A 13,109-nucleotide genomic window follows, 5' to 3' on the forward strand; every position below is an offset into this window, starting at 1 on the left:
GCCAGGGATAGGCACCCATGCTCCCAGACCCGGCGTTGTCGTCGGGTGACGGGTGGTCGGCGCCGTCAGATGACGGGGGGCCGACCGAGCCTGGTCAGCCGCCATACGGTCCGCCACTTCATGGGACGGCGGGGACCGCACGGTGTGACCCAGCCCTCCTTGAACCCGCCGAACCACGCCTTGAGGGCGCTCGCGGAGGGGCGGCGGGCCAGCGTCAGCAGCAGCCAGACCCCGACGTACACGGGAACGAGCGGCGCGGGCAGGTTGCGCCGGGCCAGCCACACCCGGTTGCGGGCCACCATCCGGTGGTAGACCGCGTGCCGGGAGGGGGCCGTCTTCGGGTGCAGGAGCACCATGTCGGCGCGGTAGTCGATCAGCCAGCCCGCATCCAGCGCGCGCCAGGCCAGGTCGGTCTCCTCGTGCGCGTAGAAGAACTCCGCGGGAAGCGCTCCGACCTGCTCGAACACCTTCGTCCGTACGGCGTTGGCGCCGCCCAGGAAGGTGGTCACGCGCGAGGAGCGCATCGGGTCGGAGGCGCGCAGCCGGGGCACGTGCCGGCGCTGGGTCTCGCCGCTCTCCGGATCGGCGATCCGGAAGCTGACGATCCCCAGGTCCGGGTCCTCGGCGAAGGCCCGGCGGCACAGCTGCGCGGTGTCGGTGCGCTCCAGCAGTCCGTCGTCGTCGAGGAAGAGCAGGGCGTCCACGTCGCGGCCGCCGGGGCCGAAGGCCTCGATGCCGACGTTGCGGCCGCCGGGGATGCCCAGGTTCTCCGGCAGGTCGACGGTGCGGACCCCGTCGGGCAGGCCGGTGACCCGCACGCCCTGGCCCACGACGACCACCTCGACGGGGTCGCCCTCCTGCCGGGCCACGGAGTCGAGGAGCGCCTTCAGCTCGTCGGGCCGGTTGCCCATGGTGATGATCACGGCGCCCAGCCGCAGCGGCGCGCTCACTTGAGCCTGCTGGAGGCCAGGATGGAGACCAGGTGCAGCACGGTCTGGAGCATCGCGATGCCGGCCAGCACGGCGACGCCGAGCCGGGAGAAGTACAGGTCGCCCCGGACCTGGTCCACGACGGCCAGCGCCAGGATCAGCAGGGACGCCTCGATGCCGAGGACCAGCCGGTGGAACTTGAGCGCGGCGGCGGCCTTGCGGGCCAGCGCCATGCCGGAGGAGCGCGGCTCGGCCGCCGCGTCCTTGACCACGGGCTTGCCGGCCTGGTGCCGGGCGACGCCGACGAGGTCGGTCTCGGCCTTGATCAGGATCGCGCCGAGCGCCGCCAGGGTGCCGAGGAAGGCCCACAGCCAATCGATCCGCCCGCCGCCCCACAGGTCGGCGGCGCGCAGGCCGAAGCCGACGAGGACGGCCGCGTCGCACAGGTAGGCGCCGACGCGGTCCAGGTAGACGCCGGAGAGCGAGAACTGCTTCTTCCAGCGGGCCACCTCGCCGTCGACGCAGTCGAGCAGCAGGTAGAGCTGGACCATGACCACGCCGAGGACGGCGCCCCAGACGCCCGGCAGCAGCAGCGCCGGGAGGGCGAGGACACCGGCGAGGGTCATCACGTAGGTCAGCTGGTTCGGCGTGACCTTGGTGGTGACCAGGAGGCGGGTGATGCGCAGGGAGATCTCGCGCATGTAGAGGCGCCCGCCCCAGTGCTCGCCGCTGACCCGGTCCTTGACGCCCGCCGGGTGAACGACGGGCCGGAGTTCAGCTACGGATGGTCTCTGCATAGTCGGAGTAGGCGTCCCTGATCTCGGCGGCGGACAGGTTGAGGTGCTCCAGGATGGTGAAACGTCCCGGGCGGGTCTGGGGTGCGTACTCCACGGCCGCGACGAACTCGTCCACGCTGAACCCGATCTCCTCGGGCAGCACGGGCAGCGCGTGGCGGCGCAGCACCTCGGCGAAGAGCCCGGCCTGCTCGGTGGCCCCGCGCAGGTGCATCGCGAAGGCCGCGCCGAGGCCGACCTGCTCGCCGTGGAGCGCGGAGCGTCCCGGGTACAGCAGGTCGAAGGCGTGGCTGATCTCGTGGCAGGCGCCGGAGGCCGGGCGGGTGTCCCCGCTGATCGACATGGCGATGCCGGTGAGCACCAGGGACTCGGAGAGCACGGTGAGGAACTCGTCGTCGCCGACCGTGCCGGGGTGGCGCAGTACGGCCTCGCCCGCGGTGCGGGCCATGGCGGCGGCCAGGCCGTCGACGGGCTCGTCGGTGATCTTGTGCGACAGCTCCCAGTCGGCGATCGCCGAGATGTTGGACACCGCGTCACCGATGCCGGAGCGGACGAACCGCACCGGGGCGTCGCGGACCACGTCCAGGTCGATGACCAGGGCGATCGGCGTGGGGACCCCGTAGGAGCCGCGGCCGTTGTCGTTGTCCAGCGTGGCGACCGGGGAGCAGATGCCGTCGTGCGAGAGGTTCGTGGCGACGGCCACCATGGGCAGGCCGACCCGCGCCGCGGCGTACTTCGCCACGTCGATGATCTTGCCGCCGCCCAGGCCCACGACGGCGTCGTAGCGGCGCCCCTTTATGTCGTCGGACAGCTTGACGGCGGAATCGATGGTGCCGTCGACGACGGGGTACCAGTCGGCGTGCGGCAGGACGGGCTCCAGCTTGGCGCGCAGCGCCACCCCGGAGCCGCCGCTGATGGCGATCGCCAGCTTCCCGGACGCGGAGATCCGCTGGTCGGCCAGCAGGCCGGCCAGGTCGTCCATGGCGCCGCGACTGATGTCGACGACGACCGGCGAGGGGATGAGCCGCGTCAGTACAGGCATGCGATCGTCCGGCCCTTGGCGAGGTCGTCGTGGTTGTCGATCTCGACCCACTTGACGTCGCCGATGGGGGCCACGTCGATCGTGAAACCGTCGTCGACGAGCTGCTGGTAGCCGTCCTCGTAGTAGAGGTCGGGGTCGCGCTCGAAGGTGGTCTTCAGCGCCTCGGCCAGCGCCTCGGCGGCCTCCGGCTCGATCAGGGTGACGCCGATGTACTCGCCGGTCGCGGTGGCGGGGTCCATCAGCTTGGTGATCCGGCGCACGCCCTGCTCGCCGTCGGTGATGACCTTCATCTCCTCGTCGGCCAGGTGCTTGACCGTGTCGAGGGCGAGGATGATCTTCTGGCCCTGGCCGCGGGCGGCGAGCAGGGTCTTCTCGACGGAGACCGGGTGCACGGTGTCGCCGTTGGCGAGGATGACGCCCTGCTTCAGGACCTCACGGGCGCACCACAGGGAGTAGGCGTTGTTCCACTCCTCGGCCTTGTCGTTGTCGATCAGCGTGATCTTGACGCCGTACTTGGCCTCCAGGGCCTCGCGGCGCTCGTAGACGGCTTCCTTGCGGTAGCCGACGACGATCGCGACCTCGGTGAGGCCGACCTCGGCGAAGTTGCCGAGGGTCAGGTCGAGGACGGTGATGCTCTCCTCGTCGCCTGCGGGGCCGACGGGCACGAGGGCCTTGGGGAGGGTGTCGGTGTAGGGACGCAGGCGGCGTCCGGCACCGGCCGCGAGGACAAGGCCGATCATGCTGGTTCTCCTTCGTCATGTACGGCGGGCGCTCCCGAGGAGACCCAGAACCGGATGCTCTCCACGAGCACCACGAGTGCCACGAACACGGCCAGGGCCGTGAGCGCGACGGGGAAGTCCGTGGCGCGCTCCGCCAGGACGGTGGCCAGGACCGTGGTCAGCAGGACCCGGCCCTCGTGGCCGCCCGTCGTCCGCACCAGCCAGTGCGGGGGCGCGCCGGTGCCGCCGCGGATGCGGTACACCGTGTCGTAGTGATGGTAGGCGACCGCCGCGACCAGTCCGAATGCCGCCGGAAGGGCTCCGGGGACGTCCGACTTCACGGCGAGCGCGAGGACGGTCACGTACTCGGCGAACCGGAAGAGCGGCGGGACGAGCCAGTCGAGGGCGCCCTTGAGCGGGTAGGAGACCGCCGCGCCCGCGAAGAAGGCGTACCCCACGGCGGTCATGATCAGCCGGGGGTCGCCGAAGTCCTGGGTGACGGCCCCCGCGGCCATCAGCAGCGAGAAGCCCAGGGCCAGCCACAGCGAGGCACGCGTCGGCTTGCGGCGGGCGATCCGGCGGGTGTCGCTCCAGGCGCGCACCCCCGAGTCGGCGAGGTCGGCCAGCGCCTCGGCGGCCCGGTCGGTCCGCTTCGCCTTGCGGGTCAGGGAGCGCAGCACCCGGCCCGCGGTGGTGTAGAGCGCGCCGAAGGCACAGCCGACGAGCAGGGCGTAGAAGACGATGCGGGGGGTGGTGACGGCGGTCAGGACCGCGATCATCGCCCAGCGCTCACCGATCGGCAGGATGATCATCCGGCGGACCCAGACCGTCCAGCCGACGCTGTCGAGCTTGGCGGACAGGGCGGCGGTGGGGCTCCCGGAAGGAGATGTCGCAGCGGCGGTCGCGTCGTGGTTGGCCTCGTTGAAGGCGAAGTCGACGACGTGGCGGCAGGTCATCAGGATCATCGAGCCGAGCGCCAGGGCCCAGACGTCGTCCCCGTTGCGGGCCGCGCCGAGCGCCAGGCCCGCGTAGAAGGAGTACTCCTTCGCGCGGTCGAAGGTGGCGTCGAGCCAGGCGCCCATCGTCGAGTACTGGAGCGAGTAGCGGGCGAGCTGCCCGTCGGTGCAGTCCAGGACGAAGGAGACGAGGAGCAGGACGCCCGCGGCGACGTAGCCCCAGCGGTCGCCGGTCGCCGCGCAGCCCGCCGCGATCAGCGCGGTGATCAGCGAGGCGGTGGTGACCTGGTTCGGGGTCAGCCCCCGACGCGCGCACCAGCGGGCGATGTAGCGCGAGTACGGGCTGATGAAGAAGGTGGTGAAGAACCCGTCGCGGGACTTCACGGCGGTGCGCAGCCGGACGGCCTCGTCGTCGACGGCGGCCACGGCGGCCTCGGCGGCCCGGCGCTCGTCGCCCGCCGCGGGCACGGCCGCGACGAGGCTGCCCAGCTCGGGGCGGTGGACGGGGGTGCCGGCGGCCTCGACGGACGCGGCGAGCCGGTCGGCGTAGGGAGCGGGGTCCGCGTCCCCGCCGTCGGCGGCGGCCGTGACGGCCCCGGTGAGCGCGGCGCGGGCGCCGCTCTGCACGGCGAGCGCGCCCGGTACCGCGCAGGCGTCGAAGCGCGGGTCGGTGAGGGCCAGGCGCAGGGCGTGCAGGTGTCCGACGAATTCACTGTCGACGATCGCGACCCGCTGGTCGGCGGGTACGGCGGCCAGCGCGGCGGCGGCGCGTGCCGGGTCGGTCGCGGGCTCGACGTCGAAGCCGAGCGATCTCAGCTCGTCCGCGAGTGCTGAGCCGGGGACCGGCTGGCCGGTGAGGATGGCGGTCGGCAGACGAACTCACTCCTTGCGACGTACACACGGGACGGCCACCAGGTGGGGCGGCGGCACGTCGGCAGAGGCTATCGGATGAATGGAAGCGGGGGTTCACCACCCGTTCGCGGCCCGACAATCCGATGATTACCGGGCGCGCGGGCCCTTTCGGATCATCATTGACGATCGTGCCACGCTCACCAAACCGCCCGGATGTTAGGGTAATCGCTAGCGTGTACGAATCATAAGGAAACGCCTTCTAGTACGCCTTAACGCGACCTCGCGTGAGAAGAGTCGACTTATCCGGAAAGAGGTGGGGTTGATGACCGTCACAGGGATCGCCGCTGTGCTGGGCGACTGCCACCGGTACCCCACCATTCACCGGGTGTCCGGCCGGGCCTGATCACCAGGCGTCGGCCGGAGCCCTTTTCCGAGGGTTCACGTTGACCGACAACTCCTTCTCCCGCTCCTTCCACCCCACCTCCGCCGAGGCCGCCACCGGGCAGGGCGCCGCGCCACGCTGGCCGGCCCGGCCGGAAGCCCCTTCCGACGTGGCCGCGGTCCGCGCCGTCAACCTGGCCGCCTTCGAGTCCCCTCTGGAGGCGGACCTGGTGGACGCGCTGCGCCTCGACGACGCCTGGCTGCCCGGGCTCTCCTACGTCGCCGAAGCCCCCGACGGCTCGATCGCCTCGCACGCCCTGCTCACCCGCTGCACCGTGGACGGCTCCCCCGCGCTCGCGCTCGCCCCGGTCGCGACCTCTCCCGCCCTCCAGCGCTCCGGCGCGGGCAGCGCGGTCGTCCGCGCCGTGCTGGCGGCGGCCCGGGAGCGCGCGGAAGCGCTCGTTCTGGTGCTGGGGCACCCCGCGTACTACCCGCGCTTCGGCTTCGTCCCCGCGTCGCGCTTCGGCATCCGTGCGCCCTTCGACGTGCCCGACGACGCCATGATGGCTCTAGTGCTGGACGATTCCGTCCCTGTACCTATGGGCACGATCACGTATCCCGCCCCCTTCGGCGTCTGAGGCGTCCGACCCCCGCGGGCTGCCCCGCGCCGCATACCACGCGGCGCGGGGCAGCCCGGCACAGATCACCGAAGTGGGGACAAGCCGCTTTTGTGCGGCAGACTGAACGCCGAAGTCCGAAGCGAAGGATGGGTATGCCGACCACACCAGCCACCGCCGCGAACAGCGCGTCCACCGGCGCCGGCACTCAAGAACCGATCATGCTCGAACTGGTCGACGAGTCCGGTCACACCGTCGGCACCGCTGAGAAGCTCTCCGCACATCAGGCGCCCGGCCTGCTGCACCGGGCCTTTTCCGTGTTCCTCTTCGACGGGCAGGGCCGACTGCTGCTCCAGCAGCGGGCACTGGGCAAGTACCACTCCCCCGGCGTCTGGTCGAACACCTGTTGCGGACACCCCTACCCCGGGGAGTCGCCGTTCGCCGCGGCCGCCCGGCGCACCTACGAGGAGCTGGGCGTCTCGCCCTCGCTGCTCGCGGAGGCGGGGACCGTGCGCTACAACCACCCCGACCCCGCGTCGGGGCTGGTCGAGCAGGAGTACAACCACCTGTTCGTGGGACTCGCGCAGGCGAGGCTGCGCCCGGACCCGGAAGAGGTCGGCGACACCGCCTTCGTCACGGCCGACGAACTGGTCAAGCGCCATGCCGAGGAGCCGTTCTCGGCCTGGTTCATGACCGTGCTGGACGCCGCGCGTCCGGCGATCCGCGAGCTGACCGGCGAGGCCGCGGGCTGGTAGGCCCAGAGCCGCTCCGCCCACCCACCGCCGCCGCGGGCGATGACCACGGACCGGTCAGCCCGCGGCGGTGAGCGGCAGGGCGGCCCAGATGACCTTGCCGCCGGTGGAGGTGTGCTCGACGTCGCACACCCCGCCCGCCTCGCGCGTGACCTCCCGGACCAGCAGCAGGCCGCGCCCGCCCGTCTGCCCGAAGTCCGCTTCCAGCGCCTTGGGCCGGTAGGGGTGGTTGTCCTCGACCGCCACCCGGACCCACTCGCGGCCGATCGCGACCTCCACCGCCACCTCGGGCGAGAGCAGGGCCGCGTGCCGCACCGAGTTGGTGACCAGCTCGGAGACGATCAGCAGCAGCGCGTACACCAGGTCCTGATCGGCCGGTACGCCTTGCCGCCCGAGCAGGTCGCGGACCGCCCGGCGTGCTTGCGGAACGGATTCTTCTAGCGAGGGCGCGGTGAACCGCCACACACCTTCGTAGGCGAGGGGACCGGCCGGGTCGTCCGGCGCGCTCCCCTCGACTGGCGGGACACTCCCGCTGACGTCCATTTCCCGGCCCCCGTCTTCACGCTCGATCGTCTCCACGCGTCAAGAGTGGGGACCGGGCTGGTCCGGACCGCTCCACTGACCACAAGTCAGCGTGATTCGGACACTTTTTGACCGGTGACGCATGGCGGAGTCAGTTGTTCGACTGTTCCTGATCTTCCACGGGCCGCTTGTCGGCCGCCTCCCGCGCCGTGGACGCCGCCTCCGGGGCCGTCGCCGCCGCCGTCGCGCCGCCGTCGTCCCTGACCAGGCCCAGGATCCGGCGCGCGCCCAGGCCCAGCGCCACCAGGCTCAGCCCGTCGAACAGCAGGGCGAGCGAGAAGAAGGTGCCGATCACGTACTGACTGCTGCCGGGCCAACTCCACAGCACCAGGATCCCCAGCAGCACCCCGAAGGCACCCTGGACCAGCGTCAGGACGAAGTTCGCACCGCGCACGACCAGGGCGCCCGCCAGTCGGAACACCCCGCCGGTCAGGAAGAGCAGCGCGGCGAACATCGTGAGCGCCTCGGCGCTCGCCTCGGGGCGGCGCAGGATCACGAACCCCGCGGCGAGGTTGATCGCGGCGACGATCACGGCGAGCCAGAAGTAGTTGCTCTTGCGGGCCTGCACCGCCTGGAGGAGCCCGACCAGACCGCCGACGAGCAGCAGCCAGCCGAAGAGGAACATCGAGGTCAAGGTGGCGAACCCGGTGTAGACGAGGCCGACCAGACCGGCCAGTACGAGGATCACGCCGAGCAGCGCCAAGAGGCCGAAGCCCCGGCTCAGCTTCTCCTTGCCCTGCTTCTCCCGTCCGTGCTCGTCGATGCGGCGGGTGCGCTCTGCGGTCATGGACGTGCCTCCTCGTCGGCACCCCCCGGCTCCCCCCGGACTCCCTTGATCATAGGATCGACGGCCCGGGATAGCATCCGGCGCATGGACGCGCAGCTACTGCACACCGTCGCGGACGGGGTCGCCACGGTCGTCATCTCGCACCCCGCCAAGCGCAACGCCATGACGGCCGCGATGTGGCGCGCGCTCCCGGACCTGCTGGAGGGCCTCGCGGCCGATCCCGCGGTACGGGTGCTCGTACTGACCGGCGCCGGGGACACCTTCTGCGCCGGCGCCGACATCTCCTCGCTGCGGGCGCCGCGGCCGCCCGCGGGGCCCGCGGAGGATCCGCAGACCCTGGCGGTGCGGGCCGAGGAGGCGCTCGCCGCGTTCCCCAAGCCCACCCTGGCCGCGATCCGCGGGTTCTGCGTGGGCGGCGGCAGCCAGCTCGCCGCCGCCTGCGATCTGCGGTTCGCCGAGGAGGGGGCGTCCTTCGGGGTGACCCCGGCCCGGCTCGGGATCGTCTACCCCGCGTCCTCGACCCGGCGCCTCGCCGCCCTGGTGGGTCCCTCGACCGCCAAGTACCTCTTGTTCTCCGCCGAGCTGATCGACGCGGACCGGGCGCTGCGGACCGGCCTGCTGGACGAGCTGCTGCCCGCGGGGCAGCTGGACAAGCGCGTCGCCGAGTTCGCCCGGATCCTGGCCGGGCGTTCGCGGCTCACCCAGGCCGCGGCGAAGGAGTTCGCGAACGGGCGCACGGACCGGGACGAGCACTGGGCGGCCCAGGCGCGCGCCAGCGGCGACACCGCCGAAGGGGTCGCCGCCTTCCTGGAGCGCCGCACGCCCGCCTTCACCTGGACGGTCGGCGGGGCCCCCGCTCCGGGCGCGGCTACTCCATGACGAAGCGGCTCTGCTCGCGCCACTCGGCCACCAGGTCCGCGGGAGCCTTCTCGGGCGAGCCCGCGTCGTAGGGCGGCTGGGGGTCGTACTCGGTGAGGAGCTGGACGGACTGGGCCAGCCGGTCCCCACCGATCCGGCCGAGCAGGGTCAGGCCCATGTCGATGCCGGAGGACACCCCGGCCGCGGTCACGTACTTGCCGTCGGTGACGACCCGCTCACCGGTGGGCTCGGCGCCGTACAAGGGGAGCTGGTCCAGGGCCAGCCAGTGGCTGGTGGCGCGCCGGCCCCGGAGCAGCCCGGCGGCGGCGAGCAGGAGCGAGCCGGTGCACACCGAGGTGGTCCACCGCGTATGGGCGTCCGCTGTGCGCAGCCAGTCCAGGAGGACCTCGTTCTCCATCTGCGCGCTCTGGCCCGGCCCGCCGGGGACCAGCAGGATGTCCGGGGCCGGTACGTCGGCCAGGGAGCGCTCGGCGACGAGCGCGAGCTGGCCCGAGTCGTTGCGCACGGGCCCGGGTCGCTCCGCGACGAAGACGGTCTCGGCGCCGGGGAGGCGGCCGAGCGTGTCGAAGGGGCCGACGGCGTCGAGGGCGGTGAACCGGTCGAAGAGCAGGACGGCGATCTGCATGCGGTGTCCTCTGCGTGAGTGGGTGTGCGGGTAGGTGCGTGCGTGGGTGGGTGTGCGGACGGTCGGGCCGGTGGTCAGGCGGGCGCGCCGAAGCGGCGCCGGTATTCGGCGGGCGGTTGGCCGAGGGTCTTGACGAAGGCGCGCCGCAAGGCTTCCGGGGTGCCGTAGCCGCAGGCCCGGGCGATCTGGGCGATGCCTTCGGAGGTGTCCTCCAGCAGCCTCCGGGCGTGCTCGACCCGGACCTGTTCGACGTAGCGGCCGGGAGTCGTGCCGGTCTCGGCGTGGAAGGCGCGGGCGAAGTGGCGCGGCGAGAGCCGGGCGCGGGCGGCGAGCGCCTCGACGGTCAGCTCCGCGCCGGGGTGCCCGGTGATCCACTGCTGCACCTCGCGCAGCGGCTCCCGCTGGGCGCTCTGCGCCGCGAGCAGCGCGCTGAACTGGGCCTGGTTGCCGGGCCTGCGCAGGTAGACCACCAGGTGGCGGGCGATGTCGAGGGCGACGTCCCGGCCGTGGTCCTCCTCCACCAGGGCCAGCGCGAGATCGATGCCCGCGGTCACGCCGGCCGAGGTGGCGACGTAGCCGTCCCGTACGTAGATCGGCTCGGGCTCCACCCGCACCCGCGGGTAGTCCCGGGCCATCCGCGCGCAGGCGTTCCAGTGGCTGGTGGCGCGCCGGCCGTCCAGCAGCCCGGCCTCCGCGAGGAGCAGCGCGCCGGTGCAGACGGCCACGAGGCGGTCGGGCCGGGTGCCGTGCGCGCGCAGCCAGTCGGTGAGCCGGGGCTCGAAGTCCCCCCGGTACCGGCCGCCGGGCACCAGCACGGTCGTGCCCGGGCCCGGCTCGGCGCCTTCCAGCGGGCCGTCCGGGAGCAGGGTCAGCCCGCTGCTGGTCCGCACGGGTGCGCCGCCCGGGGACACCGTGCGGATCGGGTACCCCGCGCGGCCGGGGAAGCGGCCCACCCCGGCGAAGACCTCGACCGGGCCGGTGACGTCCAGGCTCTGGACGCCGTCGTAGAGGAGGACGAGCACGCTGCGCCGGGGTTCGGAGGGCATGGATCCATCGTCTTGCGCCGCGGCGACGTCCGCAATGTCGCTCTCCCCACCTTTCCTGCCATCGACGTGCGGGCGGGCGGGCCGGGCACGGCCGATAGGATCGACGGATCATGACTGCAACCCTCGTCGCCAAGGAACTCGCCGCCGGACACGGCGCGCGCTCGCTCTTCACCGGTCTCGACCTGGTCGTCGCCCCCGGTGACGTCATCGGCCTCGTCGGCGTCAACGGCGCCGGGAAGTCGACGCTGCTGCGCCTGCTCGCCGGCCTGGACACGCCGGAGACCGGTGAGCTGCGGCTCTCCCCGCCAACCGCCACCGTCGGCCACCTGCCGCAGGAGCCGGAGCGCCGCCCCGGCGAGTCGATCCGGGAGTTCCTGGCCCGTCGGACCGGGGTGGCCGCCGCGCAGACGGAGCTGGACGCGGCCACGCAGGGCCTGGTGGACGGGGTCGCGGGCGCGGACGACGCCTACGCGACCGCCCTGGACCGGTGGCTGGACCTCGGCGGGGCCGACCTGGACGAGCGGGCCGAGGAGGTCGCGGCCGACCTCGGGCTGTCCGTGGGCCTCGACCTGCCGATGACGGCGCTCTCCGGCGGCCAGGCCGCCCGCGCGGGCCTCGCCTCGCTGCTGCTGTCGCGCTATGACGTCTTCCTGCTCGACGAGCCCACGAACGACCTCGACCTGGAGGGCCTGGAGCGGCTGGAGTCCTTCGTGAAGGGGCTGCGCGCGGGCACGGTGGTGATCAGCCACGACCGCGAGTTCCTCACCCGGACGGTCACCAAGGTCCTCGAACTCGACCTGGCCCAGCAGGAGATCAACCTCTACGGCGGCGGGTACGACGCCTACCTGGAGGAGCGCGAGCGGGCCCGCACGCACGCCCGCGAGGAGTTCGACGAGTACGCCGACAAGCGCGCGGCCCTGGAGGGGCGCGCGCAGATGCAGCGCGGCTGGATGGACAAGGGCGTCAAGAACGCCCGGCGCAAGGCCACCGACAACGACAAGATCGGCAAGAAGTTCCGCAGCGAGGCCAGCGAGAAGCAGGCGTCGAAGGCACGGCAGACGCAGCGCGCGATCGAGCGCCTCGAAGTGGTCGACGAGCCGCGCAAGGAGTGGGAGCTGCGCATGGAGATCGCGGCGGCGCCGCGCTCCGGCTCGGTGGTCGCGACCCTGCGCGAAGCGAGCGTGCGGCGCGGGGAGTTCACCTTCGGGCCGGCCAGCCTCCAGCTGGACTGGGCGGACCGGGTGGCGATCACCGGGGCGAACGGTGCCGGGAAGTCCACCCTGCTCGCGGTGCTGCTCGGGCGGCTCGCGCCGGACTCCGGTTCGGCCACGCTCGGTTCGGGCGTGCTGGTGGGCGAGGTGGACCAGGCGCGCGGGTTGTTCCTCGGCGACGAGCCGTTGCTGGAGGCCTTCTGCGCGGCGGTGCCGGACACCGAGCCCGCGGAAGTGCGCACCCTGCTGGCGAAGTTCGGCCTGAAGGCGGCCCACGTGCTGCGGCCGGCGGGCACCCTGTCCCCGGGTGAGCGGACCCGGGCGGCGCTGGCCCTGCTCCAGGGCCGCGGGGTGAACCTGCTGGTGCTGGACGAGCCGACGAACCACCTGGACCTCCCCGCGATCGAGCAGCTGGAGTCCGCGCTGGAGGCGTACGAGGGCACCCTGCTGCTGGTCACGCACGACCGCCGCATGCTGGACGCGGTCCAGGTGACCCGCCGCCTCCGCGTAGCCGACGGCCAGGTCACGGAGTCCTAGCCCGGCCCCACCCCTGCCCGGGGGCCGGCCGGTCTGCCCGGTGCAGGGGCGCGGGCCGCCTATGCCTCCGGCGGCGCCTCAAACGCCGGCGAGGCTGTTTTTACCCCCGCCGCGATCAACGCACCACGAACACACACCCCAGCCCCGCCGCCGATCGAGTCACCGCCGGAGGCGACAACGGCCCGGACGCCAAACGGGGCACCGCACCGCAATCCAGCCCCGCCGGCGTTTGAGGCACCGCCGGAGGCGACAACGGCCCCGACGCCGAACAAAACACCGCACCCCAAACCAGCCCCGCCGGCGATTGAGGCACCGCCGGAGGCGACAACGGCCCCGACGCCGAACAAAACACCGCACCCCAAACCAGCCCCGCCGGCGATTGAGGCACCGCCGGAGGCGA

General features: G+C 72.7%; 13 protein-coding genes. 4 read left to right on the plus strand and 9 right to left on the minus strand.

The annotated features are described in order from the left end of the window. Window positions 1–65: 65 nt before the first annotated feature. From ACZ4UB_RS36170 to ACZ4UB_RS36190, 5 genes are read right to left on the minus strand one after another with little or no spacing between them, the layout of a single operon-like run. Complete coding sequence (locus ACZ4UB_RS36170; RefSeq protein WP_468077011.1) at window positions 66–911, minus strand: glycosyltransferase family 2 protein; 846 nt, start codon at window positions 909–911, stop codon at window positions 66–68. Between the two features lie 35 nt (window positions 912–946). Beyond that, on the minus strand, window positions 947–1,726 hold the full coding sequence (locus ACZ4UB_RS36175; RefSeq protein WP_354380868.1) for a CDP-alcohol phosphatidyltransferase family protein: 780 nt from the start codon (window positions 1,724–1,726) through the stop codon (window positions 947–949). Beyond that, on the minus strand, window positions 1,704–2,765 hold the full coding sequence (locus ACZ4UB_RS36180) for an iron-containing alcohol dehydrogenase family protein (RefSeq protein ID WP_468076978.1): 1,062 nt from the start codon (window positions 2,763–2,765) through the stop codon (window positions 1,704–1,706). Before ACZ4UB_RS36180 ends, ACZ4UB_RS36175 begins: the two co-directional genes overlap by 23 nt. Next, window positions 2,753–3,505, minus strand: a complete 753-nt coding sequence (locus tag ACZ4UB_RS36185; RefSeq protein ID WP_354380866.1) for a phosphocholine cytidylyltransferase family protein — start codon at window positions 3,503–3,505, stop codon at window positions 2,753–2,755. The genes ACZ4UB_RS36180 and ACZ4UB_RS36185 overlap by 13 nt, the downstream gene beginning before the upstream one ends. After that, entirely contained in the window at window positions 3,502–5,313 is a 1,812-nt protein-coding gene (locus ACZ4UB_RS36190; protein WP_468077012.1) for a DUF5941 domain-containing protein, read from the minus strand. Before ACZ4UB_RS36190 ends, ACZ4UB_RS36185 begins: the two co-directional genes overlap by 4 nt. A 422-nt stretch (window positions 5,314–5,735) precedes the next feature. On the opposite strand from ACZ4UB_RS36190, the gene ACZ4UB_RS36195 reads away from it, so the two are divergent. Together ACZ4UB_RS36195 and idi are read left to right on the plus strand one after the other, a co-directional pair. Next, window positions 5,736–6,311, plus strand: coding sequence for a GNAT family N-acetyltransferase (locus tag ACZ4UB_RS36195; protein WP_468076980.1), 576 nt, complete (start codon window positions 5,736–5,738; stop codon window positions 6,309–6,311). Window positions 6,312–6,445: 134 nt separating this feature from the next. After that, window positions 6,446–7,045 (plus strand): isopentenyl-diphosphate Delta-isomerase, encoded by a 600-nt coding sequence (idi, locus tag ACZ4UB_RS36200; RefSeq protein ID WP_468076982.1) that lies wholly within the window; start codon window positions 6,446–6,448, stop codon window positions 7,043–7,045. Between the two features lie 54 nt (window positions 7,046–7,099). On the opposite strand, the gene ACZ4UB_RS36205 is transcribed toward idi, so the two are convergent. After that, window positions 7,100–7,621 (minus strand): ATP-binding protein, encoded by a 522-nt coding sequence (locus ACZ4UB_RS36205; protein WP_385772229.1) that lies wholly within the window; start codon window positions 7,619–7,621, stop codon window positions 7,100–7,102. 94 nt (window positions 7,622–7,715) lie between these two features. Further along, the gene (locus tag ACZ4UB_RS36210) at window positions 7,716–8,411 is read right to left on the minus strand and encodes an HdeD family acid-resistance protein (protein WP_468076984.1); all 696 of its coding nucleotides are present in this window, start codon (window positions 8,409–8,411) and stop codon (window positions 7,716–7,718) included. An 84-nt stretch (window positions 8,412–8,495) separates the two neighbouring features. Between ACZ4UB_RS36210 and ACZ4UB_RS36215 the strand changes: the two genes are divergently transcribed. Further along, a complete protein-coding gene (locus ACZ4UB_RS36215; RefSeq protein ID WP_468076986.1) occupies window positions 8,496–9,290 on the plus strand; it encodes an enoyl-CoA hydratase/isomerase family protein in 795 nt (264 codons plus the stop codon). Here ACZ4UB_RS36215 and ACZ4UB_RS36220 read toward each other — a convergent pair. Together ACZ4UB_RS36220 and ACZ4UB_RS36225 are read right to left on the minus strand one after the other, a co-directional pair. Beyond that, complete coding sequence (locus ACZ4UB_RS36220; RefSeq protein ID WP_468076988.1) at window positions 9,280–9,915, minus strand: DJ-1/PfpI family protein; 636 nt, start codon at window positions 9,913–9,915, stop codon at window positions 9,280–9,282. The two genes, ACZ4UB_RS36215 and ACZ4UB_RS36220, sit on opposite strands and share 11 nt — an antisense overlap. Before the next feature lie 74 nt (window positions 9,916–9,989). Continuing rightward, the gene (locus tag ACZ4UB_RS36225; protein WP_468076990.1) at window positions 9,990–10,961 is read right to left on the minus strand and encodes a GlxA family transcriptional regulator; all 972 of its coding nucleotides are present in this window, start codon (window positions 10,959–10,961) and stop codon (window positions 9,990–9,992) included. 110 nt (window positions 10,962–11,071) lie between these two features. Between ACZ4UB_RS36225 and ACZ4UB_RS36230 the strand changes: the two genes are divergently transcribed. Continuing rightward, window positions 11,072–12,709, plus strand: coding sequence for an ABC-F family ATP-binding cassette domain-containing protein (locus ACZ4UB_RS36230; RefSeq protein ID WP_468076992.1), 1,638 nt, complete (start codon window positions 11,072–11,074; stop codon window positions 12,707–12,709). Window positions 12,710–13,109 lie beyond the last annotated feature (400 nt).

This window comes from Streptomyces sp. NPDC028419 (assembly GCF_055565515.1).

Coding starts and splice junctions, on each gene's coding strand:
- ACZ4UB_RS36210 (WP_468076984.1), bottom strand. CDS start 8,411: ATGACCGCAGAGCGCACCCGCCGCATCGACGAGCACGGACGGGAGAAG.
- ACZ4UB_RS36170 (WP_468077011.1), bottom strand. CDS start 911: ATGGGCAACCGGCCCGACGAGCTGAAGGCGCTCCTCGACTCCGTGGCC.
- ACZ4UB_RS36215 (WP_468076986.1), top strand. CDS start 8,496: ATGGACGCGCAGCTACTGCACACCGTCGCGGACGGGGTCGCCACGGTC.
- ACZ4UB_RS36185 (WP_354380866.1), bottom strand. CDS start 3,505: ATGATCGGCCTTGTCCTCGCGGCCGGTGCCGGACGCCGCCTGCGTCCC.
- ACZ4UB_RS36175 (WP_354380868.1), bottom strand. CDS start 1,726: ATGCAGAGACCATCCGTAGCTGAACTCCGGCCCGTCGTTCACCCGGCG.
- ACZ4UB_RS36225 (WP_468076990.1), bottom strand. CDS start 10,961: ATGCCCTCCGAACCCCGGCGCAGCGTGCTCGTCCTCCTCTACGACGGC.
- ACZ4UB_RS36220 (WP_468076988.1), bottom strand. CDS start 9,915: ATGCAGATCGCCGTCCTGCTCTTCGACCGGTTCACCGCCCTCGACGCC.
- idi (WP_468076982.1), top strand. CDS start 6,446: ATGCCGACCACACCAGCCACCGCCGCGAACAGCGCGTCCACCGGCGCC.
- ACZ4UB_RS36180 (WP_468076978.1), bottom strand. CDS start 2,765: ATGCCTGTACTGACGCGGCTCATCCCCTCGCCGGTCGTCGTCGACATC.
- ACZ4UB_RS36230 (WP_468076992.1), top strand. CDS start 11,072: ATGACTGCAACCCTCGTCGCCAAGGAACTCGCCGCCGGACACGGCGCG.